The organism is Arthrobacter sp. E3 (genome assembly GCF_017353415.1).
Classification (GTDB): domain Bacteria; phylum Actinomycetota; class Actinomycetes; order Actinomycetales; family Micrococcaceae; genus Specibacter.
In genome coordinates this window covers 15,293-41,511 of record NZ_JAFMPX010000030.1, presented here as the reverse complement: position 1 = coordinate 41,511, position 26,219 = coordinate 15,293, and the positions used below count along the sequence as shown (strand labels likewise).

Annotated in this window: 22 protein-coding genes and 2 tRNA genes; 20 read left to right on the top strand and 4 right to left on the bottom strand. The window is 63.4% G+C overall.

Annotated features, from left to right (window positions below; all coding sequences use genetic code 11):
- Nucleotides 1–49 precede the first annotated feature (49 nt).
- Nucleotides 50–1,099 (bottom strand): mechanosensitive ion channel domain-containing protein, encoded by a 1,050-nt coding sequence (locus JMA46_RS12770; protein WP_207345723.1) that lies wholly within the window; start codon nucleotides 1,097–1,099, stop codon nucleotides 50–52.
- Between the two features lie 226 nt (nucleotides 1,100–1,325).
- Here JMA46_RS12770 and JMA46_RS12765 point away from each other — a divergent pair, with 226 nt between their 5' ends.
- From JMA46_RS12765 to JMA46_RS12710, 12 genes are all read left to right on the top strand, one after another.
- Nucleotides 1,326–2,159 (top strand): formate/nitrite transporter family protein, encoded by an 834-nt coding sequence (locus JMA46_RS12765; protein ID WP_207345722.1) that lies wholly within the window; start codon nucleotides 1,326–1,328, stop codon nucleotides 2,157–2,159.
- Between the two features lie 44 nt (nucleotides 2,160–2,203).
- The gene (locus JMA46_RS12760) at nucleotides 2,204–2,980 is read left to right on the top strand and encodes a fumarylacetoacetate hydrolase family protein (protein ID WP_207345721.1); all 777 of its coding nucleotides are present in this window, start codon (nucleotides 2,204–2,206) and stop codon (nucleotides 2,978–2,980) included.
- 49 nt (nucleotides 2,981–3,029) lie between these two features.
- On the top strand, nucleotides 3,030–3,314 hold the full coding sequence (locus JMA46_RS12755; protein ID WP_207345720.1) for a hypothetical protein: 285 nt from the start codon (nucleotides 3,030–3,032) through the stop codon (nucleotides 3,312–3,314).
- Between the two features lie 87 nt (nucleotides 3,315–3,401).
- On the top strand, nucleotides 3,402–3,800 hold the full coding sequence (locus JMA46_RS12750) for a hypothetical protein (RefSeq protein ID WP_207345719.1): 399 nt from the start codon (nucleotides 3,402–3,404) through the stop codon (nucleotides 3,798–3,800).
- Entirely contained in the window at nucleotides 3,760–4,011 is a 252-nt protein-coding gene (locus JMA46_RS12745; protein WP_207345718.1) for a histidine kinase, read from the top strand. The genes JMA46_RS12750 and JMA46_RS12745 overlap by 41 nt, the downstream gene beginning before the upstream one ends.
- Nucleotides 4,012–4,134: 123 nt before the next feature.
- Nucleotides 4,135–5,580 (top strand): amino acid permease, encoded by a 1,446-nt coding sequence (locus JMA46_RS12740; RefSeq protein WP_348770161.1) that lies wholly within the window; start codon nucleotides 4,135–4,137, stop codon nucleotides 5,578–5,580.
- Between the two features lie 76 nt (nucleotides 5,581–5,656).
- Nucleotides 5,657–7,165, top strand: a complete 1,509-nt coding sequence (gltX, locus tag JMA46_RS12735) for a glutamate--tRNA ligase (protein ID WP_207345717.1) — start codon at nucleotides 5,657–5,659, stop codon at nucleotides 7,163–7,165.
- Nucleotides 7,166–7,169: 4 nt separating this feature from the next.
- Nucleotides 7,170–7,985, top strand: a complete 816-nt coding sequence (locus JMA46_RS12730; RefSeq protein WP_348770160.1) for an HAD family hydrolase — start codon at nucleotides 7,170–7,172, stop codon at nucleotides 7,983–7,985.
- Between the two features lie 110 nt (nucleotides 7,986–8,095).
- Nucleotides 8,096–8,167: transfer RNA gene (locus JMA46_RS12725), tRNA-Gln, on the top strand.
- A 91-nt stretch (nucleotides 8,168–8,258) separates the two neighbouring features.
- Nucleotides 8,259–8,331 (top strand) — tRNA-Glu (locus JMA46_RS12720).
- Between the two features lie 239 nt (nucleotides 8,332–8,570).
- Complete coding sequence (locus tag JMA46_RS12715; RefSeq protein WP_207345716.1) at nucleotides 8,571–10,370, top strand: dynamin family protein; 1,800 nt, start codon at nucleotides 8,571–8,573, stop codon at nucleotides 10,368–10,370.
- Nucleotides 10,367–11,980 (top strand): GTPase, encoded by a 1,614-nt coding sequence (locus JMA46_RS12710; protein WP_207345715.1) that lies wholly within the window; start codon nucleotides 10,367–10,369, stop codon nucleotides 11,978–11,980. Before JMA46_RS12715 ends, JMA46_RS12710 begins: the two co-directional genes overlap by 4 nt.
- A gap of 13 nt (nucleotides 11,981–11,993) precedes the next feature.
- On the opposite strand, the gene JMA46_RS12705 is transcribed toward JMA46_RS12710, so the two are convergent.
- Nucleotides 11,994–12,524, bottom strand: coding sequence for a DUF1697 domain-containing protein (locus JMA46_RS12705; protein WP_207345714.1), 531 nt, complete (start codon nucleotides 12,522–12,524; stop codon nucleotides 11,994–11,996).
- A 32-nt stretch (nucleotides 12,525–12,556) separates the two neighbouring features.
- Nucleotides 12,557–13,276: an IclR family transcriptional regulator gene (locus JMA46_RS12700; protein WP_207345713.1), complete on the bottom strand. Its 720-nt coding sequence runs from the start codon at nucleotides 13,274–13,276 to the stop codon at nucleotides 12,557–12,559.
- Between the two features lie 258 nt (nucleotides 13,277–13,534).
- Here JMA46_RS12700 and leuC point away from each other — a divergent pair, with 258 nt between their 5' ends.
- The 4 genes from leuC (at nucleotide 13,535) to JMA46_RS12680 (ending at nucleotide 20,219) form a co-directional block, all read left to right on the top strand.
- Nucleotides 13,535–14,983 carry a 3-isopropylmalate dehydratase large subunit gene (gene leuC / locus JMA46_RS12695; protein ID WP_207345726.1) on the top strand — a complete coding sequence of 483 codons (1,449 nt, stop codon included), beginning with the start codon at nucleotides 13,535–13,537 and terminating at the stop codon, nucleotides 14,981–14,983.
- Between the two features lie 12 nt (nucleotides 14,984–14,995).
- On the top strand, nucleotides 14,996–15,610 hold the full coding sequence (gene leuD, locus JMA46_RS12690) for a 3-isopropylmalate dehydratase small subunit (protein WP_207345712.1): 615 nt from the start codon (nucleotides 14,996–14,998) through the stop codon (nucleotides 15,608–15,610).
- Nucleotides 15,611–15,828: 218 nt separating this feature from the next.
- Nucleotides 15,829–16,302, top strand: a complete 474-nt coding sequence (locus JMA46_RS12685) for a MarR family winged helix-turn-helix transcriptional regulator (RefSeq protein WP_207345711.1) — start codon at nucleotides 15,829–15,831, stop codon at nucleotides 16,300–16,302.
- A complete protein-coding gene (locus tag JMA46_RS12680; RefSeq protein ID WP_348770159.1) occupies nucleotides 16,299–20,219 on the top strand; it encodes an ABC transporter ATP-binding protein in 3,921 nt (1,306 codons plus the stop codon). The genes JMA46_RS12685 and JMA46_RS12680 overlap by 4 nt, the downstream gene beginning before the upstream one ends.
- Before the next feature lie 62 nt (nucleotides 20,220–20,281).
- Here JMA46_RS12680 and JMA46_RS12675 read toward each other — a convergent pair whose 3' ends face one another.
- A complete protein-coding gene (locus JMA46_RS12675) occupies nucleotides 20,282–21,238 on the bottom strand; it encodes a type IV toxin-antitoxin system AbiEi family antitoxin domain-containing protein (RefSeq protein ID WP_207345710.1) in 957 nt (318 codons plus the stop codon).
- 316 nt (nucleotides 21,239–21,554) lie between these two features.
- Between JMA46_RS12675 and murA the strand changes: the two genes are divergently transcribed.
- The 4 genes from murA to JMA46_RS12655 all read left to right on the top strand — a co-directional run bounded on the left by murA (nucleotide 21,555) and on the right by JMA46_RS12655 (nucleotide 26,007).
- Complete coding sequence (gene murA / locus JMA46_RS12670; protein ID WP_207345709.1) at nucleotides 21,555–22,892, top strand: UDP-N-acetylglucosamine 1-carboxyvinyltransferase; 1,338 nt, start codon at nucleotides 21,555–21,557, stop codon at nucleotides 22,890–22,892.
- 110 nt (nucleotides 22,893–23,002) lie between these two features.
- Nucleotides 23,003–23,833: a lysophospholipid acyltransferase family protein gene (locus JMA46_RS12665; RefSeq protein WP_207345724.1), complete on the top strand. Its 831-nt coding sequence runs from the start codon at nucleotides 23,003–23,005 to the stop codon at nucleotides 23,831–23,833.
- Nucleotides 23,830–24,867: an NAD(P)H-dependent glycerol-3-phosphate dehydrogenase gene (locus tag JMA46_RS12660; RefSeq protein WP_207345708.1), complete on the top strand. Its 1,038-nt coding sequence runs from the start codon at nucleotides 23,830–23,832 to the stop codon at nucleotides 24,865–24,867. Before JMA46_RS12665 ends, JMA46_RS12660 begins: the two co-directional genes overlap by 4 nt.
- Before the next feature lie 3 nt (nucleotides 24,868–24,870).
- Complete coding sequence (locus JMA46_RS12655) at nucleotides 24,871–26,007, top strand: D-alanine--D-alanine ligase (RefSeq protein WP_207345707.1); 1,137 nt, start codon at nucleotides 24,871–24,873, stop codon at nucleotides 26,005–26,007.
- Nucleotides 26,008–26,219: the final 212 nt, after the last annotated feature.

Below are 26,219 nucleotides of genomic sequence, written 5' to 3'. Positions count from 1 at the left end.
CGCTGGTTTAGGGCGCGGGCCCGCCCCCCGCGGCGGCGCCCAGGCTCGATCAAACCACGGTGTGGGCGGCTTCGATCATTTCCCAGCGTTGGCGCGGAAGCGAATTACCGTGTGCCGTTTGCACGTAGGCCATCATTGATTCCCTGACGAGGCAGCGCAGATCCCACAGTGCGTCGCTGTCCTTGGCGCTGACCACTATGCGGATGCGCACCAGGGAGTTCACGGTGTCCGTCACTTCAAGCTTGCCTGTGCGCCCGTCCCAGAGCGGAGTTGCAGCCAGCAAAGCGTCAAGGTGGGCCCGCAGTTCAGCCACCGGGGTGTGCCAGTCCAAGTCAAGTTCCACGCTGCCCTTGATCTTGGGACTGTTCCTCGTCCAGTTTTCAAACGGTGTTGTGGTGAAGTACGTCGAAGGCAGGATGAGCATCCGTTCATCCCACACGCGCACCACCACATAGGTCATGGTGATTTCCTCGATGGTGCCCCACAGCTTTTCCACCACGACGACGTCGTCGATCCTGATGGCATCGGTGAAGGCGAGCTGAACCCCGGCAAAGACGTTGGAGAGGGAGCTTTGCACGGCCAGGCCGGCAACAATGGAGATCAGCCCAGCTGAAGCGAGCAGGCCAGTGCCCAGGGCGCGGACCTCGGGGATGGTCAAAAGCAGGCCTGCCACCGCAATGGTGATGAGCAGTGCCGCGACGATGCGCCGCCCCAGGGTGATTTGCGTGGTCAGCCGGCGCATCCTCCGGCTGTCCTTGATACGGGAGCGGAAATGGCGCAGCGTCAGACGCTCGGTGATGGCAAGCGTGGCCAGGGCCAACCACACCAGTGCGGCGATGAAGCCCAGCATGAGAACGAAGTCAACCGCGGCGAACCAAGGCTGGTTGGGCAGACTATAGGCCAGCGCCATGCGTATGCCAATAAAAACCAGCACACCGAACACGGGGTACTTTGCCTGGGTTGAGCGGCGGCTGAAGTCAGGAATCTTGTGGAAAATCCGGTTGGCGGCGGTTCGGAGAACCAAGGTGAGCAGCAGTGCTGACGCTACTGCCGCCAAAATTGCCAAGGTGGGTTTAATGATTACTTCCAAGTCTGCCATTGCTCAATCGTGACAGAGGACCCTGGGGGTTTGTCCAACCGGGCCCCGGCGCAGTCCCGGTTCCAGGCGTCCCACGGAGCCTGCGACGCGGCCGCGGAACTTTCTTCCCGCCAACAGCGCCGTTGCCGGGTTTACTGACATACGATGCACACAAAAGACTTGATCGCGAAGGCCGTGCCAGTGAAGGCCGCCTCGCCCTGGTTGGACCAAAAAGGCTGGAGGAAGCATGGATGATGAGGCACGCCGCCGCGAGTTGGGTGAAAACGACGCCCCGGTGGAGGAAGAACTGGAAACCGCCTTTGACAGGATCGTGGACGAAGGTGCGCAGCGGCTGCACAGGTCCTGGCCTTCGGTACTGGTGACAGGCTTCTTTGGCGGCATCGAAGTGGGCCTGGGAGTCATGGGCTACCTCGCCGTGGAACATGCCACGGGCAGCAAGCTGCTGGGTGGGCTGGCGTTTGGCATCGGCTTCGTCGCCCTGCTGCTGGCCAAAAGTGAACTTTTCACGGAAGGTTTCCTGGTCCCTCTCGCTGCGGTGGCTGCGAAGCAGGCCAGGCTGAGCCTGCTGTTCAAGCTCTGGGGCGGGACACTGGCCAGCAACCTGGTGGGTGGGTGGATCTTCATGTGGCTTGTGGTGCAGGCGTTCCCGCAATGGCACGAAACCGTGATCGAATCGGGGACGCAATTTGCTTTGGCTCCCTTGTCAGTCCAAACCGCAGCCCTGGCCATTCTGGGCGGCAGCACCATTACGCTCATGACCCGTATGCAGCACGGCACGGATTCGGTGCCGGCAAAGATTGTCGCAGCCATGGGCGGCGGGTTCCTTTTGGCCGGCCTGCCGCTGTTCCATTCCGTGTTGGATTCCTTATTGATTTTTGGCGCAATCCATGCAGGGGCGTCCTTTGGCTATCTTCAGTGGCTGGGCTGGTTCTGGTATGCGGTGGTGTTCAATGTCATCGGCGGGGTGGTTCTTGTCACGGCCCTTCGCCTGGTGCGCTCGATGGAACTCATCAAGGAGCGTCGCGAAGAAGACGGCGCCCGCACGGGAGGGGCCAGTTAGCGTGGCATAGGTTTTCAGGTGAATTTTCCCGTAGGCTTTGCTGCATGCGTATAGCCCGATTTGTTGCTGATAATGACCCGATGTACGGCGTTGTGACGGGGGAGGCCGGCAGTGAAGTTGTCACTGTCATCAAGGGCGATCCCTTCTTCAACGGCGTGGAACCCACCACCATCAAATATCCATTAGCGGACGTGCGCCTCCTTGCACCGATCATCCCGCGCAGCAAGGTCATTGGCGTAGGCCGCAACTTCGCCGCCCACGCCCGCGAATTGGGCAACGAAGTGCCGGAGAGCCCGTTGCTGTTCCTGAAACCCAACACCTCCGTCATTGGTCCGGGCGAGCCGATCGTGCTGCCTGAATTTTCGGAAGAGGTATCCTACGAGGCCGAGCTGTGTGTGGTCATCGGCCGCATCTGCAAGGACGTTCCGGAAGAACGCGTGGACGAGGTCATCTTCGGGTATACATGCGGTAACGACCTCACTGCCCGCGATGTCCAGGCCGGCGACGGTCAGTGGGCCCGCGCCAAGGGCTTCGACACCTCTGCACCGCTGGGACCGTGGATCGAAACCGAACTGGATCCCGACGACGTCTCCATCAAAGGCTGGCTCAACGGCGAAATCCGCCAGGACGGCAGCAGTAACCAGATGGTCCGCAGCGTCCGCGAACTCGTCTCGATCGTGTCCCATGCCTTCACACTGCTCCCTGGCGACGTCATCATGACAGGTACACCCGCTGGCGTGGACCTGTTGCAAGCCGGGGACCGCTTCGACGTTGAAATCGAGGGTATTGGCCGCCTCTCCAACCCGGTGGTCCGCCGCTGACACCGGTATTCGAGGTCTCATCCCGTTTCGCCCCGCAGTGGCATGGGGCATGACGCCGGAACCTCGCGTGAGAGGGCAGCGCGCCTTGGGGCGTGGGATGGTCCGGGTGATGAACGAGCCGGCGCACCGGCGGCTGAAGAACCCGCCGCCCAAGCCGTATGCCCGTATGGTCTTCGCCGCTGCCGCACTGTTGGGCGTGGTGGCCCGTGTGATTTTCTTGTCCGACGGCCCGCAACTGTTGGCGCAGGTCCTGATCGCTGCCGCCGTTGTTCTGGCTGCCGTCAGCTTCGTCCTCAAACTGCGCATGCGGCGTAAGCAGGGCGGGCGCAAATAGCGAATCGGCAGCGGCCCGGGAAGGCAGTGCGGAAGGGGGCACTTTAGTTGGATGTGCCTTCCTGTCACTGACTTTGAGGCTCAAAGCATGAACACCAATGCACTCACCCTTGGAAGTCCGTGGCGCACCGTGCCGCCGGTTATTGTTGTGGCCGTCGCTGACGTCCTCAGGTGTTTCATCGTGGTGGGATTGTCCATCGATGACGGGGTGATCCCGGAGCCGGAGACCGCCGGGCTTGAATGGGCTCGTTACGGATTTGCCCCACTTACGGCTCCCTTGGGTGCCGTGGCTTTGATTTGGCGGCAGCGCCTCAGCAGTGCAACGGCTGGCGCTGCTGCACTTCTGGGCGGATTGTCGCTTAGCGGCATGGTCTTCTTTGTTGCTCTGTTTCTGCTGTCCCAGTGGCGCCTACCGTGGCCAGAGTGCCCGATTCCGGGATTATCAAATGAACTCCTTGAAGGAACGCGCCGGACGCACCGAAGCTGAACGGACGGCCCAAACGGAACGCACCAAACTGGCTGAACGCGACCGGATCACGCGCGAAATGCATGAAACGCTGGCGCACAGAATGTCGCTTGTGGCAGTCCAAGCGGCGTCGCTGCAGGTTGCCGAACCCGACACGGAAACGGCGGCCGCCGCCAACATCATCCGCCAAACCGTCCATGCGGCGCTGCTGTTTCGCGATTCCAGACACTGATCCGGCAGCGTGACCAAGCACGGAGGAGTAGAATCGAGCAGTCCTTTCTCCTCCGTGCGGTGCTAAACCGCGAAATGGCGGGGGATTTCCTGCAGGGACCCACCCCGACCTAAGGACACCTGAGTGTCACACGACGTCATAGACACTGACTTAAGCCTGCCTGCTCCCGGCAGCATTACCGAAGAGGGCTACCAGCGTACCCTTAGCCAGCGCCACGTCACCATGATCGCCATGGGCGGGGCGATCGGCGTCGGACTTTTCATGGGTGCGGGAGGGCGGCTGGCCTCCACCGGCCCGGCCCTGATTTTCTCCTACGCCATTGCCGGCGTCATCGCATACCTGCTGATGCGGGCGCTGGGCGAGCTGGTCATGTACCGGCAAACGTCGGGCTCGTTTGTCTCGTACGCGGGGGAGCTCTTCGGTAAGAAGGGCGCTTTCCTGTCCGGGTGGATGTACTTCATCAACTGGGCCATGACGGGTGTGGCGGAACTGATCGCCATCGGCCTGTATTTCCAGTTCTTCTTCCCCGGCGTGCCGGTCGAGATCAGTGCGCTGTGTGCACTCGTGCTGCTGGTGGGCGTCAACTTGCTCAGCGTTAAAGCTTTCGGTGAGTTTGAATTCTGGGCCTCCTGCCTGAAGGTTGCTGCCATTGTGCTCTTCCTCGTGGTGGGCACGTTCATGGTGGCCACGAACGCTGCTGTGGGCGACAGCCACGCGGCGGTTGGAAACCTGTTCCACGCCGAAGGCGGTATGTTCCCCAAGGGCGGGCTGGTGATGATTCTGGTGCTCAACGCCGTCATCTTCGCCTACAACGCCATCGAATTGGTGGGTATCACCGCCGGTGAGATGCAGAATCCGGAACGCGAAGTGCCCAAGGCGATCCGCGCCGTCGTACTTCGCATTGTGGTTTTTTACGTGGGTTCGGTGACGCTGCTGGCCATGATCATGCCCAGCGATAACTACAAGTCCGGGGAGAGCCCGTTCGTCACCGTGTTTGCCACCATGGGTCTGGACTGGGTGGGCTCGGTCATGAACTTCGTGGTGATCACGGCAGCCCTGTCCTCCTGCAATTCGGGGCTCTACTCGATTGGCCGAATTTTCCGCACCATGGCGAACAATGGGCATGCGCCGCAATGGCTGACCCGGATGTCCTCCCGCCATGTGCCGTACGCAGCCGTGCTGAGCATTGCCACCGTCTACCTTGTGGGCGTGCTGGCCAACGTTGTCTTTGGCGGCTCGTATGCCTTTGACCTGGCGCTGAACACCGCATCCATTGGCGTGATCTTCACATGGGCTTCCATTTTTGCGTGCCAGATCATGCTGCGGCACAAGAAAGGCAAGGTCTCCAAGTTGCCCATGCCCGGTTCGCCGTGGACAAGTTGGATCGGACTGGGGGCTCTGCTGGTCATCACCGTGCTGATCGGATTCGACACCCTGACAAAACCGGGCGGCGGGGTGTACCTGCTGGGATTGTGGACCCTGTGCACCATCCCGGTGCTGGCCCTGGTGCTGTGGTTCGGGTGGCAGTTCGTGAAGCACAACGAACCGAAAAACGAGCTGTTCAGCTAGGCTGCCGGGCGGTGTTTTCCGTGACCCACGGCGGTTCGTGCGGATCACGCCGTCGGGCGTCTAAACTGGATCCATCATGACTATTTCTGCCCAGATCCCCACTGTCACCGCCGAAACCCCCGTCCGGGTGCGTTTTTGCCCCTCACCGACCGGAACGCCGCACGTAGGCCTCATCCGCACCGCTTTGTTCAACTGGGCGTACGCCCGGCATACGAACGGCACGTTGATCTTCCGCATCGAAGACACCGATGCCAAGCGTGACAGTGAGGAAAGTTACCTCCAGCTCCTGGACGGGCTGAAGTGGCTGGGCATCACCTGGGATGAGGGCGTGGAGGTTGGCGGGCCGCACGAACCATATCGCCAGTCACAGCGTGGGGACATCTACCAGGACGTCATCGCCAAGCTTGTTGCCGGTGGCCACGCCTATGAGTCGTATTCCACACCCGCAGAAGTCGAAGATCGTCACAAGGCGGCCGGGCGGGACGTTAAGCTTGGCTACGACAACTTTGACCGCGATCTCAGCGCTGAGCAGATTGCCGCTTTCAAGGCGGAGGGACGCGAGCCCGCGCTGCGCCTGCGCATGCCCGAGACGGACATCACGTTCACAGATTTGGTCCGGGGCGAGATCACCTTTAAGGCAGGATCAGTCCCGGACTACGCAATCGTCCGTCCCAATGGCGCGCCGCTGTACACGCTCGTCAATCCCGTCGACGATGCCCTGATGGGCGTCACCCACGTGCTGCGTGGCGAGGACCTGCTTTCCTCCACACCCCGCCAGGTGGCCCTGTACCGGGCACTGTATGAAATCGGTGTCGCCGAGTACATGCCGCTGTTCGGCCACCTGCCCTACGTGATGGGCGCCGGCAACAAGAAGCTCTCCAAGCGTGACCCCGAGTCCAGTCTGTTCCTGCACCGTGACCGCGGCTTTATCCCCGAGGGCCTGCTGAACTACTTGTCGCTACTGGGCTGGTCGCTCTCCGCTGACGAGGACATCTTCACCGTGGCGCAGCTGGTGGAGAACTTCGACGTTCACGACGTCCTTGCCAACCCGGCCCGCTTCGACATCAAGAAGGCCGAGGCCATCAACGGCACCCACGTGCGCATGCTCGACGCCACCGACTTCCGTAACCGCCTGGTCCCGTACCTGCAGGCAGCTGGCGTAGTGGGGGAGACCCTGAGCGCCCGCGAGGAGGAAATCCTTGCCGAAGCCGCCCCGCTGGTCCAGGAACGCATCACGCTGTTGGGCGAGGCGCCCGAGATGCTGGCGTTCCTTTTCAAGAAGGACGACGCCGTTGACGTCGCCGACGATGCGCGCAAGGGCCTGCCGGAGAACCTTGGCGAGGTCCTGGATGCTGCCCTGGCGGTACTGGAACCGCTGGAGGACTGGAGCGCGGAGTCAATCCAGACTGCGTTGAAGACGGCCCTTGTCGAGGGCTTGGGTGTGAAGCCGCGCCTCGCGTTCGGCCCGGTGCGCACGGCCTTGTCCGGTCGGCGGATCTCCCCGCCGCTCTTTGAATCCATGGTGATCCTGGGCAAGGATTCCGCACTGGCCCGCCTGCAGGCCTTCCGCGGACAATCGGCCTGAACCAGTGTCTGAAAAAGCTATACTCAACACCCCCAGCCTGCCCCCTTTTCCGGGACGGGTTGGGGGTGTTTTGTTTGACATCGATGAAACCCTGGTGGATCTGGTACAGGCCATGAAGGATGCCATGGTGTTTGCCGGAACCCACCTGCTGCCTGACTACACCCCGGCGCAGTGGGACAATTTCGCCGCACTGTATATGGCTGATCCCAACGACTTCTACGACCGCTACGTGATGGGTGAATTCACTTTTGGCCAGCAGCGGGGGCTGCGTGCCCGTGCCGTTTTTGAACAATTGGGCTTCACAGTTTTTGATGCAGCGGCCGAGCAGCGGTGGATCACCGATTTTGAGGAGGCGCAGCCACGCTACATCCGTGCTTTTGATGATGTGGCGCCGCTCCTTGACGCGTTGGACGCGGCCGGTATTCCCTACGGCGCCGTCAGCAACAACGTCCACGACTACCAGCGCGCGAAACTTGACCATGCCGGCCTTCAACGGATCGGCGTGCTCGTTGGCATTGACACGGTGAAGGCCGCCAAACCGCGCCCGGAAATCTTTCTGGAGGGTTGCCGCCAGCTGGGGACGGCGCCGTCAGAAACCCTATACGTGGGGGACAACTTCCTGGTCGACGGCGTGGGCTCCGTCAAGGCTGGCCTGCACGGAGTGTGGCTGAACAGGGAAAACAAGGCAATACCCGCTGTTGTGGCAGAGGATACTGCCTGTGCGCAGGCGGTACGGATCATCAGTTCCCTGACCCAAATGGGGGAGTTGGCTGGACTTTCGAACCTGCCCCAAGCCTGTGACGCACGACTCAGCAGATAATGGCATTCTCGTTTTGGCGTTCAGCAATCTCTCGGGTATAGTTTTATCCCGGCGCGAGGGCCGCAGAAGAACCGGGGAAACCCGCGGATTTCACGGCAGAACGCAGCCATTGGGATATGGTGTAATTGGCAACACATCGGTTTCTGGTACCGACATTCTAGGTTCGAGTCCTGGTATCCCAGCGCTTGCAAAAGCCGCCTTTTTATTTGGCGTGAACAGCAAATTTCAGGTATTGTTCCTGAAGTTCGTTGGGCAAAAAAGTGAATGTATTAGGGCCCCATCGTATAGCGGCCTAGTACGCTGCCCTCTCACGGCGGTAACGCGGGTTCGAATCCCGCTGGGGTCACAAGCAAGACCGGGAATCAAAAGATTCCCGGTCTTTTTGCTGTGCGCTTGGCACCAGTGGTCGAGCCCATTGAGACTCACTTGTACGCCTGCGCATGTTCAGCACTGCAAGTGGCGCTACCGTCACGGTGGCGCCACTTCTCTGCTTGGCGGTGCGCTGGAGTCAAAGTGGTCCTGAAACTTGCCATCCACCACGCGGTAATCCCGTGCTCTTCCGCCCTGAACTGGCATGATGAAGCTGTGAACTCCACTGATTCGAGTCCTTCAAGCAGCAATGGCGCCTCTGCCTTGGTACAAGAGGCAGCCGTTGAGCTGCTGGAAAATGTGCGCACCGAGCTGGCCGGGTTGGAACTGCCGCTGGCGTTGCCGGGCGTGGACGAAGCCCGCACCACGACCACTTCTGCACTTGCACAGCTCGATGACTACATATTGCCGCGCTGGAAAAGCTTGGATGCTCCGCTGCTGGCCGTGGTAGGCGGATCCACTGGTGCCGGGAAGTCAACGCTTGTCAACGCCCTGGTGGGTCATCCCGTCACGCGTTCGGGCGCCATTCGTCCGACCACGCGCCAACCGATCCTGTTGCACCACCCGGACGACGCCCCATGGTTCACCTCCGGCCGGGTCCTGCCCACGCTGCACCGTGTGCACGGGGAAATTGTCAAGACGCACACACCGGCGTCGCGTGCCGGTGCTTCCCCGGACGCATCTGCAATGGCTTCCCTTGTCCTGGTGGAGGATCCTGCTGTGCCGGCCGGTGTGGCACTTCTTGACGCGCCCGACGTCGACTCCATCTCCGATGACAACCGCCAGCTGGCGGGGCAGTTGCTGGCCGCAGCGGATTTGTGGCTCTTTGTCACCACTGCCAACAGATACGCCGACGCCGTCCCGTGGAAACTGCTATTGGATGCGGCGTCCCGGGACATCACCGTGGCCGTCATTCTTGACCGTGTGCCCCAGGGCGCAGAAGCTGAAGTTGCACAGGACCTGCAGGCGATGCTCCAACGAGAAGGGCTGGCCGGGGCACAGTTGTTTGTGGTCGCGGAAACAGCGCTTGATGAACTCGGCATGCTTCCGGCACACGCCGTTGCGCCGATCCTTGACTGGCTGCGGGAGATCAGCGACGATTCGGCCGGTCGTGCGGACATTGTCCGCCGGACGTTGAATGGCACCGTGCGGTCCCTCTCGGGACGGCTGGAGGTTCTTGCCAGTGCCGCCACGGCACAGCAGGATGCCGGAAGGCAGCTGGCACAGGACGTTGAATCTGCCTTTGCCGATGCTGCGGCCCGCATCAGTAAAGCCAGCAGCGATGGCACGCTGCTGCGCGGAGAAGTGCTGGCACGGTGGCAGGACTTTGTGGGTACAGGCGAGTTTTTCCGGGCGCTGGAATCCGGCATTGGCCGGCTGCGGGACAGGATCGGCGCTTTCTTCAAGGGCCAGCCACCGCCGGCCGTCAAGGTTGAAACAGCCATTGAAACCGGTTTACAAGCCGTCATTGTCGATCAGGCATCGCGTGCAGCCGAAGACGCAGACCAGCGCTGGCGCGCAGATCCGGCCGGCCGGCAGCTGCTGGGCACGGATGACCTGTCTTCCACCAGCGCAGACTTCGCTGTCCAATCAGCCGCTGAAATCCGTGCCTGGCAGGGCGAAGTGCTTGAGCTCATCAGGGCGGAAGGTGCAGCCAAACGCACCCAGGCCCGATGGATGTCCTTTGGCGTCAACGGCCTGGGCGTGGTGCTGATGATCGTCGTTTTCTCTTTCACCGGGGGACTGACGGGAGCCGAAGTGGGCATTGCAGGAGGTACCGCCGTCGTCGGTCAAAAAGTGCTGGAAGCCATGTTTGGCGAGGATGCCGTGCGGCGTCTGGCCAAGGAAGCCAAACTGTCTCTCGAAGCGCGCTGTGAAAATCTGCTTGAGCACGAGAAACGCCGCTTTCTGGATCGAATCGGCAACGGCGAGGACTCCCTTGACGCCCCGGCGGAGCGATTGCAGGCGCTGGCCGCGCAACTTTCCAGCCTTGGCGGAACGGGGGAGCGCGCATGAGTCGTCACCGCCAGGCCCGTGCCGAATCCAGCCTTGACCGCTCACTGGTGGCGTTGAACGAAGCACGCAAACTGGGTGAAGGCCGCCTCGACGACGCCACGCTGGAGCAGGTTTACGGCGTCTTGGAGCGCGCCTCGTCCCGCCGTTCACTGAGCGCCGACCATACTGTCGTCGGCTTCTTCGGAGCCACTGGCAGCGGAAAGTCCTCGCTGTTCAACGCCGTGGCGGGCTCGGATGCGGCACGGGTTGCCGTCCGGCGCCCCACCACGAGCGAGCCGTTGGCCATGATCTGGGGCATGCCGGGCAGTGCTCCGCTGCTTGACTGGCTTGAGGTTGCCGACCGCCGTGAAGGCACCCCCGTGCCGGGTCTGACGTCCGACGCCGGCGGGCTGGTTTTGCTCGATCTGCCGGATTTCGATTCGGTCCAGTTGGAGAACCGTGCGATCGTGGAGCGCCTGGCCGGACAGGTCGACGTGCTGGTGTGGGTGGTTGACCCGCAAAAGTACGCCGATGCCGCCGTCCACAATGACTTCATTCGGCCGTTTTCCAGCCATGCGGCTGTGACGCTTGTGGTGCTGAACCAGGTGGACAAGCTGGCTCCGCACGAGGTCAAACCCGTCCTGGATTCGCTGGCCGCAATACTCGAGCGCGACGGCCTGGGCAAGGCACAGCTGGCCGCCGTCTCGGCCTTGACCGGTGAGGGTGTGGACGGGCTGCGCGCACGCATTGCCGCCGTCGTGAAGGCTAAGGCAGCTAAATCTGCCCGGCTGGCGGCTGATGTTGCCGTCGCCGCTCAGCGCCTGGCCGAGGCTTCTGGCGAGGGCGACGCTGCCGGAGTGCATCAGCAAGATCGCAAGCAGCTGGCCGCCGGACTGGCGGACGCAGTGCATATTGAAACGGTGGTTTCGGCCGTGGGCAGCTCCTACCGGCTCGAGGCCACCCGGCGGACCGGCTGGCCTGTGACACGTTGGATCAGCCGTTTCCGCAAAGACCCGCTGCGTCGGTTGAGCCTGCGCCGGGAGGATTCCTCCGAGCTGAACAGAACCTCGCTTCCGCCGGCCGGGGCCGCCGAGCTGGCCCGGATCGACTCCTCCATCCGGGGCTTTGCCGATGCTGCCAGTGATGGAGCCGCTGGTCCGTGGCGCGTCTCCATCCGCTCGGCTGCGCGCAGTAACCGTGAGGTGCTGCCCGACTCGCTTGATCAGGCCGTGGCCGGCACAGACTTGAAAGCCAACACGGGCGCCTGGTGGTGGCCGCTGTTTGCCGTCATCCAGTGGCTTGCCCTGCTGGTGGCCGTGGGTGGGCTGCTGTGGTTGGGCGGGCTCGCCGTGATGGGCTACTTCCAGTTCCCCGTCCCTGAAACGCCCAAGGTGGAAGGCTGGCCGCTGCCCACGCTCATGGTTTTGGCAGGGGTGGTGGTGGGGATATTCCTAGCGGTCTCCAGCAAGTTCTTGGCGCTGGCCGGTGCCAAGGCGCGGGCGGCCCAAGCACGACGCCGGCTGCGTGAGAGTGTCGCTGGGGTCTCCCAGGCGCTTGTGGGGGAACCCGTCGAAGCGGAGATTGCCCACTACCGTGACTTTCAGGCAGCCCTGGCCGGAGCCCGCCCCTGACGCGGTGGCGGGGTTAGGGCATGGCGTCGCGGCATTTGAGGAGCGTGCGCACGTTGCGGGTCGTCGTCGTGCTTTTGTAGCGCGGCCGTGCTGAAAGTTTGCTGAACGGGTTCTCGAGGGTCCCGCCTGCGGCCGCCCGCCAAGCCAGTGCAATCGGAGCCAACCGGGCAAGTTCGGTGCTGGGAATCCCGCCGGCGTGCCGGGCCAGTTCGTCAAGAATGGCCGGCTCAGCGGACAGGGTCACATAGGCGTGGTGGGTGGCGTCGTCGGCGGGGTAGGGGCAGGCGTCGATGATGGCGGCCAGCTCGGATTCATCGACCACAACCACCCATGCTTCATAGCCAAAGGATTCGCGCAGCAGCGTCTCCACCATGGATTTGAGCTCGGCAGCGGATGATTCTGCCGTGCACACGACGTTTCCAGAGGCCAGCAGCGTCTTGACATTCGAGACTGGCAGCGTGGCCAGGGCTGTCCGCAGATCGGCCATCTTGATGTAGATGCGGCCAACGTTGACTCCGCGCAGGAACATCGCATAGTTCATCATGCCCACACCCTAGCCGGGAGCCACAGGTGAGGCTAGGAAGCGCTCTTGCGTAGGGCTTCGGTGAGAATCCGGGAGGCGTTGCAAACGATTTCTGCGTGCAGGCGACCGGGCTGACGGGTCAGGCGCTCGATGGGACCCGAGATGGAGACGGCAGCGATGACGCGTCCGGAGGGACCCCGCACAGGTGCTGAGACCGAGGCGACCCCGGGCTCACGTTCGCCGAGAGACTGGCCCCAGCCCCGGCGTCGGACGCCAGCCAGGACGGTCGGGGTGAAGCGGGCACCGTGCAGGCCCTCAAGCAAGCGCTCGTGGTCCTCCCACGCCAGCAGAACCTGTGCGGCCGAGCCAGCCTTCATCGTCAGCTGTGTGCCAACGGGGATGGTGTCGCGCAGGCCGATGGGACGCTCAGCCGAAGCCACGCACACACGGGAGTCGCCCTGCCGCCGGAAGATCTGGGCGCTCTCACCGGTGGAGTCGCGCAATTGCAACAGGACTGGGCCGGCGGCGGCGATGAGCCGGTCCTCGCCGGCGGCGGAGGCCAACTCCACGAGCCTGGCGCCGAGGACGAACCGGCCCTGCATATCCCGGCTGACGAGTCTATGATGTACCAAGGCAAGTGCCAACCTGTGCACGGTGGGACGGGCCAAACCGGTGGCTGCCACGAGCTGTGCCAAGGTGGTGGGGCCGGCCTCAAGTGCATCGAGCACCAGGGCCGCTTTGTCAATGACGCCAACGCCGCTAGAATTGTCCATGTAATGATACTGACGTCTCATTATGTGAGATGCAAATCGAAGAATTGGCTTCCATCCAGCGGAGACTGGAACAGTGGGAGCATACAAGTCAACGAAACGGCCGACGGACCTCCCCAAATTCCATGCGAATGCGGCATCCGCCAGGAACGGATTCACCGAGTGAAGGGAGCTGCTGTGAGCGAGTCAACCACTCCCCACGCGGTGGAAAATACAGCAGTGGAAAGTGCAGCAGCACAAGCAGCCGAGCACGTGTCCAAGGTGGCCCCGCGCAGAGCCGCAAAGACACTGGCTGAAAAAGTTTGGCGCGACCACGTGGTTCGCCAAGGTGAGGGTGTTGGCGACGCCGCCCAGCCTGACCTCTTGTACATCGATCTTCACCTGATCCACGAAGTCACCTCCCCGCAGGCTTTTGAGGGTCTGCGCCTGGCCGGTCGGCCGCTGCGCCGCCCGGATCTGACGATCGCCACGGAAGACCACAACACCCCGACGCTGGCCATCAACAAGCCGATTGCCGATTTGACCAGCCGCACCCAGATCCAGACGCTGCGGAACAACTGTGCCGAGTTTGGTGTGCGCCTGCACTCGCTCGGTGACGCCGAGCAGGGCATTGTGCACGTGGTGGGCCCGCAGCTGGGCCTGACCCAGCCGGGCATGACCGTGGTCTGCGGTGACTCCCACACTTCCACCCACGGCGCAGTAGGAGCGTTGGCGTTCGGAATTGGCACCTCCGAGGTGGAGCACGTCATGGCCACCCAGACACTACCCCTGAAGCCGTTCAGGACCATGGCCATCAACGTCGAGGGAACCCTGCGCCCCGGCGTCAGCTCCAAGGACATCATCTTGGCCATCATTGCCAAGATCGGCACCGGCGGCGGGCAGGGTTACGTACTGGAATACCGCGGCTCCGCGATCCGTGCACTGTCCATGGACGCCCGCATGACCATCTGCAACATGTCCATCGAGGCTGGCGCCCGTGCAGGGATGATTGCCCCGGATGAGACAACCTTTGCCTACCTCAAGGGCCGCCCCCACGCTCCGGTGGGCGAAGAGTGGGATGCAGCCGTCGAGTACTGGAAGTCGCTGACTACCGAGGACGACGCCGAATTCGACACCGAAGTGTTCCTGGACGCCAACACGTTGGAGCCCTTTGTCACTTGGGGTACCAACCCCGGCCAGGGTGTTTCGCTGAGCGGTTCCGTGCCGTTCCCGGAGGACTTTGGCGATGAAAACGCGAAGGCTGCCGCCGAGCGCGCCTTGGCATATATGGATCTTGAAGCTGGCACGCCCATGAAGGAGATCCGCGTCAACACGGTGTTCCTGGGCTCCTGTACCAACTCCCGCATCGAGGACCTGCGCGCAGCTGCGGACATCATCCGCGGCCGCGAAAAGGACCCCAATATCCGCATGATGGTGGTGCCTGGTTCCGCTCGCGTGCGTCTGGAAGCTGAGGCTGAAGGCCTGGACAAGGTGTTCCTGGACTTTGGTGCAGAATGGCGTTTTGCCGGCTGCTCCATGTGCCTGGGCATGAACCCGGACCAGCTGGAGCCGGGCGAGCGTTGCGCCTCCACCTCCAACCGCAACTTTGAAGGCCGCCAGGGCAAGGGCGGGCGCACGCACCTCGTCTCTCCCGTAGTGGCAGCCGCCACCGCCGTCCGCGGAACCCTGAGTTCGCCGTCGGACCTCGAATCAGCACTGACCGTAGCGTAAGGAGCTAGCACCATGGAAAAGTTTTCCACCCACACCGGCATTGGTGTCCCGCTGCGTCAAAGCAATGTTGACACCGACCAGATCATTCCGGCCGTCTACCTGAAGCGGATCACCCGTACAGGCTTCGAGGATGCACTGTTCTCCAGTTGGCGCAAGAACCCGGAATTCATCCTGAACCAGGAACCGTTCTCGCGGGGTTCGGTGCTTGTTGCCGGCGCCGATTTCGGCACGGGCTCCTCGCGGGAGCACGCGGTTTGGGCGTTGAAGGACTACGGTTTCAAGGCCGTGCTGTCCTCGCGCTTCGCCGACATTTTCCGCGGCAACTCCGGCAAGCAGGGCCTTGTTGCCGCCGAGCTGGCCCAGGATGACATCGAGTTGATCTGGAAGGTGCTCGAAAACGCACCCGGCACCGAAGTCACCGTGGACTTGGAATCCAAGCTGGTCACGGCTGACACGGTGGTTGTCCCGTTCCATGTTGACGACTACACGCGCTGGCGCCTCCTCGAAGGCCTTGATGACATTGGCCTGACGCTGCGCAACGAACCGGACATCACCGCGTTCGAGGCCACCCGCCCGGCCATCAAGCCCACCACGCTGCCGGCAAAGGTCCAACTTTCGCAGGCTTAACTTTCGCGCTGCCCGAGCCGGTCCGTCCCGAAAAGGACGGGCCGGCTTTCGCTGTTTAAGCGCTCTGGGGGCTGTAGTGGTGATGCGACGGCGCTATAGCGGGGTCCGTGGACCACAACAGCCCCCCGCAGTGCCTTCGCAGGTGGATCGCGGCGCTCCCAGAAAATTCACAGCATAAAAATAGTTCGATGACCGAACAAAGTGCTTACGCTTGAACAGTGGAAACACGGCTGGACTTCACAGGTGAGCCGGATGCCGCAATTGCGGCTGTCCGGTCGCTGGTGCGCGTGTCCCGGCTGCTGGAGCGGTCTCTGGACGAACTCAGCCTCCCGCACTACCGGGTTTTGGCTGCCGTCTCGGCGGGGGAAGAGCGTGCGTCCAAGGTCGCAGCAAGCCTGGCCTTGGGCCGACCCGCCGTGAGCGCGGCCGTCGCTTCGTTAGCTGGGCGCGGCCTGCTGGCCCGGACGGATGTGACCGGAGACCAGCGGGCGGCGGGGTTGAGCCTGACGGAAGCCGGTGCGCAGACGCTGGTCCGCGCAGATGCGGCCATGTCGGCGGCACTGCGAATCCTTGCTGCGAAGACCGATGACCCTGAGGCGATTCTTGAAACGCTGGGGCGGCTCAACGAGGCAGTCAGCGAAACGTTCACTCAACGCATGGCCGGGCTGACTCCCAGACTGGCTGTACTGTGACCCAGCTCAGGGATGCCGCCACAGACACTGGCACGCAGCCAGCGGAACAAAGCCGGGCGAAGACCCAGGGCTGGGTGCGCCGGCTCTGGGGCTATCTCATGCGGCACAAGGCAGACATGGTGATTTCGTTTGCCGCCGCAGTGCTCGGCAGCACCGCCCAAACGATTGTTCCGCTGATCACCCGGCAGATCGTGGACAACGTCATCCTGATCCCGTCCTCGCCGCTGTGGCCGTGGTTGGCCCTTCTCATTGCCCTCGGCGTGGCCACGTTCGGGTTCTCCTACCTGCGCCGTTACCACGGTGGCCGAGTGGCGCTGTCGGTGCAATACGACCTCCGCAACGACATGCAGAAGCACCTGCAGACCATGGACGCCGGCAACCTGGACAGGATGCCCACCGGCCAGCTCGTCGCGCGCGCAAATTCAGACTCTGCCCTGGTCCAAGGACTGCTGGCGTTCCTGCCCATGATGAGCGGGAATCTGCTCATGATGCTGTTGTCCATCGCCGTCATGCTGTACCTCTCGCCGCTGCTGGCCATCATCAGCCTTGTCATGGCACCGGCGCTGCTCCTGGTCTCCTACCGCTTGCGGTGGAGGGTCTTTCCTGCCACGTGGGACGCCCAGCAGCGCGAGGGCGAGGTGGTGCAGATTGTCGATGAGAGCGTCAACGGTGTCCGCGTGGTCAAGGCGTTCGGGCAGGAAGAGCATGAGATCGGCCGGATTGCGGACTCTGCCGGGAAACTCTACGGCTCCCAGATGCGCGCTACCCGTATCCAAGCCCGTTACCAGCCGCTTCTGCAGGCCATCCCGTCGCTGGGCCAGGTGGCCGTCCTCGCCGTCGGCGGCTACTTCGTCCTGCACCAGCAGATCACGCTCGGTACGTTCCTGGCGTTCTCCACCTATGTGGCCCAGCTCATGGCCCCGGCGCGGCAGCTGGCTGGACTGCTCACTATTGGCCAGCAGGCGCGCGCCGGCATGGAACGCATCTTCCAGCTCCTTGACCTCAAACCGGCCATCGTCGACGCCCCCGATGCGCTGGAGTTGGCCGACGTCGCCGGGGACGTCGAGTTCCGTAACGTCACCTTCAGCTACACCGGGACGGACGACGGCGCCACCAAGGCTGTGCTGGAGAACGTCACCTTCCGCATCAACGCGGGGGAGCGCGTGGCTCTTGTGGGCCCGAGCGGCAGCGGAAAGTCCACCGCATCCTTGCTCGTTTCACGGTTTTACGACCCCCAATCCGGCACGGTGCGGATCGACGGCCACAACATCCGCAACCTCGCGCTGAATCCGCTGCGCCGCCGCATCGGGACAGTGTTTGAGGAGAGCTTCCTGTTCTCCGATACCGTCCGGGCCAACATTGCCTACGGCCGCCCGGATGCCACGGACCAGCAGATCGAGGAAGCTGCCCGGATCTGCCAGGCTGACGGCTTCATCCGGGCACTTCCCGCGGGCTACGACACCCCGGTGGGTGAGCGAGGACTGGTCCTCTCCGGCGGGCAACGGCAGCGGATCGCCCTGGCCCGGGCCATCGTGGCGGACCCGCGCATTCTCATTCTTGATGACGCCACCAGTGCCGTGGATGCCAGGACTGAGGAGTCCATCCATGAGGGGTTGCGCGAAACCAGCGATGGGCGGACCATGCTGCTGGTCGCCCACAGGCTCTCCTCCCTGCATCTCGCCGACCGCATCCTTGTGTTCGACGGCGGACGGATCGTCGCCGGGGGCAGTCACGAACAGCTGATGGCCACCAGCGCCATCTACCGGTCGCTGCTGACGGGATTCACGGACGACCCGGACGCTCCGCCGCCGGCCGGAGCCGGAATCGAGGCGCTCGCCGCCTACAACGCACGGAAAAAGGCCTGGGATGCTGCAGAATCCGGTGGGGGCACCACCGCCGCCGCATGGGGCGAGCCGCATGAATCCGGAGCCGCAGCGTCGAGTGGATCGGCCATCGGTGCACCCAGCATCGGAGCCGGGCTGGGCCGCGGCGGAGGCGGCAGCTGGCGGCGCAACCTGGCACCGACCCCTGAACTGTTGGCCCGTGTCGCCGGGCTGAGGCCGGTCAGGGACGTGGCCGCCGTCGACCTTGATCGGGAAACACGGCCGGAGCCACATTTCAGCTTGTGGGGTCTGCTGCGGGAATTCCGCCGCCCGCTGCTGCTCGGCCTTGTGCTGGTGGTGCTCGACGCCGCCGCCTCGCTGATTGGCCCGGTGCTGGTGCGCACGGGGATTGACCAGGGAGTGGGCCAGGGGCTGGAATCCGTGCTGTTTGCGGCGTCTGGCATCTACCTGGTCGCCACACTGGCGGACTTCATCATCATGGTCGGTGAAACATTCGTCACCGGCCGCACGGCGCAGCGGATCATGCTGTCTTTGCGGATCAGGATCTGGGCCCAGCTGCAGCGCCTGTCCCTTGACTACTACGAACGCGAAATGTCCGGGCGCATCATGACCCGGATGACAACGGACGTGGATCAGTTCGAGTCGCTGATCCAGAATGGGCTGCTGTCCGCGCTGGTGGCCTTCGTGACATTCGCCGGTGTCGGCACGGCCCTGGTTATCTTCAATGCCGAATTGGCGCTCTGCGTCTTCGCCGTCGTCGTGCCGCTGGCCATCGCCACGGTGCTGTTCAGGCGCAAGGCCGCGGGGCTGTACGACCAGTCGCGTGACCGCATCGCCGTCGTCAACGCGGACTTCCAGGAGAGCCTTGCCGGGGTACGCGAATCGCAGGCGTTTGTGCACGAGGCGCTCACCGTCGAACGGTTTCAAGGTTTCGGCCAACGGTATCTGGAGTCCCGGCTGGCGGCGCAACGGCTGGTCGCCACGTACTTCCCCTTTGTGGCGTTCCTGTCCGACGCCGCCGCTGCGATTGTGCTGGGCGTCGGTGCGGGCATGGTCACCGGGGGAGCGTTGAGCACGGGCGCGCTGATCGCGTTCCTGCTGTACATCGACATGTTCTTCTCTCCGATCCAACAGCTTTCCCAGGTCTTTGACGCGTGGCAGCAGACGAGGGTGTCGGTGCTGCGGATTGCGGACCTGATGAAGATGGACACGCTCACACCCAATGCGGCGGGCGCAGCTGACCCGGGCCGGCTCGACGGCGAGCTGGTCATGGCCGGGGTCCACTTCAGCTATCCGTCCGAGCCCCTCCAACGCAGCGGCCGCCCCGCTCTTCGCGGACCTGCGGATGCCCGGCAGATCGGCCCGGCGTATGCGGGGCTCAGCAAACCTCCTGAGGCGATCCGTGGACTGCAGCTGCAGATCATCCCCGGGGAGACCGTGGCGTTGGTGGGGGAGACCGGGGCTGGCAAATCCACCGTCATGAAGCTCTTGATCCGCTTCTACGACCCCGAAGCCGGCAGCGTCCGCGTCGATGGAAAGGAGCTGCGAGGGCTGGATCTCACCGGATACCGGCGCCAGCTGGGCTATGTGCCGCAGGAGGCGTTCCTTTTCACCGGCTCCATCAGGGACAACATCGCCTACGGACGCCCGGACGCCGATGACGCAGTGGTGGAAGCCGCCGCGCGGGCCGTGGGGGCGCACGATTTCATTGCCACGCTCGACGGCGGCTACCGGCATGAGCTGGCCGAGCGCGGGCGTTCGCTGTCGGCGGGGCAGCGCCAGCTCATTGCGCTGGCACGGGCGGAGCTGGTGGACCCGGCCATCCTGATGCTCGACGAGGCAACCTCCAATCTGGACCTCGCCACCGAAGCCAAAGTCAGTGCCGCCATGCACCGGCTGTCCAAGGGCCGCACCACCGTGGTTATCGCACACAGGCTGCAAACGGCCCGCGCAGCAGACAGGATCGTAGTGCTGTCGCAGGGGCGGATCGTGGAAGTTGGCTCCCACGCGGAACTGCTCCGCCACGAGGGGGGGTACGCGGCCATGTGGCAGGCCTTCGAACCTGGGAGTTGATTCCCGGGGCTGGTGCAGGGGCTGGTTCCGGAAGTGCTTCTGAAAGGTCAAAAGGCTGGATTTCATCGTGACGGCAGCCCAGCCTCGTGCAAAAGAGCAGGAAGCCTGCGGGGATCGGCAAGGTCGTCCCACACCCAACGGACCACGCTGTAGCCGAGCGCTCGCAGGCGGTCCTCGCGCACCTTCTCCGCCACGACCACTTGGGCGGGTGTCCTGCCCTTGAGATAACGTTGCACCGAATACTTCTCGAAACCGTCGAATTTTCCGAGGACCTTGTATTCGTCCCATACAAAATCGGGGTACCCAACGAGGCCTCGCTTGTCGTGGAAAGGCACCTGCAATGCAGCAGCCGGGAACCCGTTTTCAAGCATGATCGCCCGGCTGAGTGATTCACCGGCGGATTGGGACAGCCCGTTCCCAGCTGCAAGCACCCGCAAGGCCCGGCGTTTCTGGGAGGCGTAGGGCAGCCGTGAAATGGCCAGCTGGATCGTCTCCACGGGGAACGTCAACGGGACGTTGGCGGGGGAACCGGGCAGGACCCGCATCGACAGCAGCCTGTCCATTGCGGGCAGGGACTGGGCCAGTGGCAGGCACACGGCCATGTCACGGGCGGTGATGTGGGGTTGGGTCACGAGCAGTCCGTACATCTGCCACGGGGGAGGGTCGCCGTCGATCGCGGGGAGCCGGTGCACGCCATTGCTGCTCTGGCCGCCGTTCTTCGCGGCGCACAGCGTCTCAACCGGGCGGGGCGCGCGGACCAGCGGCAGGCCCATGACCTGGGCTGCTGACTGCCGGGCGAAAACCGGGGCCGTATGGGCCAACTCGTGCACTGCCTGAATGTGGACCCTGTATTGTTCCCACGGTTTGAGCGAACTCCACAGTTCAGTGCGCAGATACAGGCCGCGTCGCACGCGGTGAAGCTCACCGGATGCGGCCAGCCGGGACAGCTGCCGGGCGCCGTATTCCTCGACCAGAACGCTTGGGGCCTTGATGAATTCGGGTATCTGGAAAGGGCTCATGCTCCATCGTGGATGCTGCCGGTCCGCACACCTCGGGGTGCCGAGGCGAAAGTGGACAAAACTATTCGCAGCCCGGCCTGTGGGGGATGGAGGTGGCCGGGGACTGACGCGCGGAGAGCCTGTTCAGAGACGCCGGGGGCTGTAGTGGTCCACGGACTCCGCTATAGCAGCGTCGGATCACCACAACAGCCCCCGAGCCACTTTTCGCCTCGACCCGGCCGGAGCGCGCATTTCAGCATCTTGAGACGGGAAACTATGCTTGACTGAAGCCCGGGCAGGTTGCGAGCCCACACGTGGAACAAAGGATTAGGTGACGATGAGCAGAATTCTGACAGTCCGAGGCGGTGTTCCGCTCAAGGGACGTGTCAAGGTGCGCGGTGCCAAGAACTTGGTTCCCAAAGCCATGGTGGCCGCGTTGCTGGGAAATGCCCCTTCAACGCTGCGCAACGTTCCGGAGATCAAGGACGTCGAGGTGGTGACCTCGCTGTTGCGGATCCACGGTGTCACAGTTGACATGGATTCCGTCACAGGCGACCTCACGATGAACCCGGCCCTGGCGAAGAAGGCCTCCAGCGCCGAGATCAACACACACGCAGGGGACTCACGCATCCCCATTTTGCTGTGCGGGCCGCTGATCCACTCCATCGGCCATGCCTTCATCCCCGACCTTGGCGGCTGCAAGATCGGTGACCGCCCCATCGACTACCACCTGGACGTGCTGCGCCAGTTCGGTGCCGTCGTGGAAAAGACCAGTGGTGGAATTGCCATCACCGCTCCCATGGGCCTGAAGGGGACCAAGATTTCCCTCCCATACCCCAGCGTCGGCGCCACGGAACAAGTGCTGCTTTCCGCCACCCGCGCCGAGGGCATCACCGAACTCCAAGGTGCCGCCACCGAGCCGGAGATCATCGACCTGATTGCCATCTTGCAAAAGATGGGTGCCATTATTTCGGTGCAGACGGACAGAACCATCCGCATTGAGGGCGTTGCTGAGCTCACCGGCTACGACCACACTGCCCTGCCGGACCGCAACGAGTCAGCCTCGTGGGCCTCGGCGGCTCTTGTCACCGGCGGAGATATTTACGTTGAGGGCGCCACCCAGCGCGACATGATGACCTTTGTGAACACGTTCCGCAAGATCGGCGGCGGCATGGACATTCACGACGACGGGATTCGGTTCTTCCACAAGGGCGGCAGCCTGAAGCCGCTGGTCTTGGAAACGAACGTGCACCCCGGCTTCATGACCGACTGGCAGCAGCCGCTGGTCGTTGCGCTGACCCAGGCCGAGGGCGTCTCGATTGTGCACGAGACAGTGTATGAAAACCGGTTTGGCTTCACCGAGGCACTGACCCGCATGGGGGCGAACATCCAGCTGCACCGCGAGTGCTTGGGCAGCATCCCGTGCCGTTTTGGCCAGCGCAACTTCATTCACTCAGCAGTGATTTCCGGACCCACGCCACTGAGGGGTGCCGATATCAACATTCCTGATCTGCGCGGTGGTTTCAGCCATATGATTGCGGCTCTGGCCGCCCAGGGTACCTCGAACGTCACGGGCATTGATGTGATTAGTCGCGGCTACGAACATTTCACCGCCAAACTTGATGGCCTGGGCGCCGATTTTGACGTTCTGGAATCTGACCGGAAGGCGGGGTAGCCTCCATGGGTGCCGGTTCAAACCCCGACCTCCCCAATTCAGGCCAGCCCAGCCCCAACCTCCTGAGCCAGGGCAAACCGGCGCACAAGCGGCCCTTCAAACCCCAGGGCATGACGCTGCGCACCCGCATGTTCTTCGCCCTTCTTGCAGGGGTGGCGCGGAGCATCATGAACGTGCTCATCGGCAAGGAATGGTTTGGACTGGACCGCCTGCCCCGGGATGAGGGCTTCATTGTGGTGCCCAACCACTGCACCGAAATCGATCCCATCGTGGTAGGGCATTTGCTGTACAACCAGAACGTCATGCCGTATTTCCTGGCTAAGGACGGACTGTTCAAAACCCCCGTCCTCGGCGCTGTCCTGCGCGGAGCCCACCAGATACCGGTGGAGCGTAGCGGTGTGGGTGCAGGCAAGTCGCTCGTGGTGGCACAGGAAGTGCTCGTCGGCGGCGGCGCAGTGGTGGTTTATCCCGAGGGCACGCTCACCCGTGACCCCGAATTGTGGCCCATGAAGGGTCACACGGGCGCTGCCCGGCTGGCTCTGGGCACCGGCGCCAAGGTGATTCCCGTGGTGCATTGGGGCGCCCAAGAGGTGTTCCCACGCTACGCCAAGGGGTTCAAGATTTTCCCGCGCAAAAAAGTGCGGGTTGTGGTGGGCGATCCCGTTGATCTGAGCGCCTTTGCCGGTCATGATGCCGACAAGGCCACCCTGGAAGCCATGACGGAGGTCATCATGGCAGCCATCACCGCCATTTTGGTCGAGTTGCGCGGTGAGCCCGCCCCGGCCCAGCGCTGGGATCCTGCCGCCCACCACCAAGCGGCCCACGGCCGGTTCGTGGAGCGCGGCGGGCAGAGCCCCAAGGCTCCCAAACCGGGGGCACCCAGCACTGGGAAAGACATGAAGAACGACGCCGGCCCAACAGAATCAGGGGACCTGAAGTGAGCTACGTGGATGGCAAGGCGCCTGCCAAGATTGCGGTTTTGGGTGCAGGCAGCTGGGGCACCACGTTTGCGAAGATCCTCGCTGACGGCGCAGAAGGCACCGACCTCAAAGTGGTGCTGTGGGGCCGGCGGCAAGAGGTGGTGGACCAGATCAATGACAACCACCGCAATCCCCGCTACCTGACAAGCATTGCGCTGCCGGCCATCATCACCGCGTCCACGGATGTTGCGGAAGTGCTGCGCGACGCCGAGCTGGTGGTGCTCGCCGTGCCTGCACAAACGCTGCGCGAACAGTTGAGCGGGTGGGCCCCGCACCTGGCGAAGGACGCCGTCGTCGTCAGTTTGATGAAGGGGTTGGAGCTGGGAACGGACCAGCGCATGTCCCAGGTGATCCAGTCGGAACTGGGACTGGGCCCGGAGCGCGTTGTGGTGGTTTCTGGCCCGAACCTGGCCATGGAAATTGCGCGCCAGGAGCCCACAGCCTCGGTGGTGGCTTGTGTGGATGAGAATACTGCCAAATGGGTTGCGAAAATGTGCAAGTCCAAGTATTTCCGTCCCTACACGGTCTCCGATGTGGTGGGCGTGGAGATTGGCGGGATCGTGAAGAACGTGATTGCGCTGTGCGTGGGCATGTGTGAGGGTCAGAAGGTGGGCGACAACACGAAGGCCGCCGTCATTACCCGCGGCCTGGCCGAGACCACGCGGTTGGCACTGGCGCTGGGCGGCAAGGCCGAGACCATGGCCGGGCTGGCCGGGCTGGGCGACCTCGTGGCCACGTGCTCGTCGTCGCTGAGCCGCAACCACACGGCCGGTCGCATGCTCGGTGAGGGCCTTACGCTGGAGGACGTCAACAACCGCATGACGCAGACCGCCGAGGGCATCAAGTCCGGGCGTGCAGTCTCGGATTTGGCCGCGAAGATGGGTGTTGACATGCCCATCACGAATGCCGTGGTGGCCGTGCTTGAGGGTAAACTGACTGTCGATGAACTGGGCCCGCTGCTGTTGGCCCGCCAACTGAAATCCGAAGGCGATTAACGCGTGACTACTGATTCCCCCGCTACATCTGCGCGTATTCGCGTTGCCGTTCTTTTCGGGGGCCGCTCCAGCGAACATTCGGTCAGCTGCGTGACGGCCGCCGGCGTGCTGGGTGCCATTGACAAGGACAAGTACGACGTCGTCCCCATCGGCATTGCGAAGGACGGTCAGTGGGTTTTGGTTGGCGGGGAGATCGACGGCGTGTCCCTCGCCGGGGGTGCCCTGCCGGAGGTTGCCGGGGGAGAGCAGACCGTTTCGCTGGCGCACCTGGGCGGTGGCCACCAGCTGGTGGTCTCGGATGCTGTGAACGTGCCCGAGCAGCTCGGCGCCGTGGACGTGGTGTTCCCGCTGCTGCACGGGCCGTGGGGTGAGGACGGCACCGTCCAGGGCCTGCTGGAACTTTCAGACACCCGGTACGTGGGCGCCGGAGTGCTGGCGTCCGCGATCGGCATGGACAAGCACTTCATGAAGGTGGTTTTTGAGGCCGCCGGACTGAGCGTTGGGCCTTATGTTGCGGTCACCGATAGGGAATGGACCGTGAGCCCGGAGAAGGTGCGCGCGCGCGTGGCAGCCCTTGGCTTCCCCGTCTTCGTGAAGCCCGCCCGCGCCGGCTCCTCCATGGGCATCTCGAAGGTGGACTCGGCCGAGCAGCTGGATGCTGCCATCACCGAGGCACGCGAGCACGATCTCAAGCTGGTGATTGAGGCCGGCATCGTGGGCCGCGAAATCGAAATCGCCGTCCTTGAGGGCCGGGGGAGCGACGCTCCCAGGGTGTCCCTGCCCGGTGAAATTGCCATGGTCGACGGCGACCACCATCAGTTCTACGACTTTGCGGCCAAGTATGTCCAGGGCGATGCCGTGAACCTCAGCTGCCCTGCGCAGATGCCCGAGGCGGACATCGTGCGTGTGCGCGAGCTGGCTGCGGCAGCCTTTGACGCCGTCGGCGCCGAGGGACTCTCCCGCGTGGACTTCTTCTACACCGCGGCCGGGGAACTGATCATCAATGAGATCAACACGATGCCCGGCTTCACGCCGTCGTCCATGTACCCGCAAATGTGGGAAGCCTCGGGACTGAGCTACCCGGAACTGATCGACGAGCTGCTCCAGCTTGCCCTGCACCGCAAAGTTGGCCTGCGCTAACCGGATGGTTCAACGAACCGATATCTGAAGCGACTTCATTCTTCCGCGGCTGCCCGAATTTTTGTGCGCGCTACCGCGGTTGAGAATAGTCGAGCCTGCCGTCAAGGGGTGCATTCCCGGCCGGACGATGGGATCATTGCGGCATGGCGGATGTGCGGGGTAGCCGGGAGTTGATGTATCACCACGGGCCCAGGGTCCTCCTACGGTGTAGG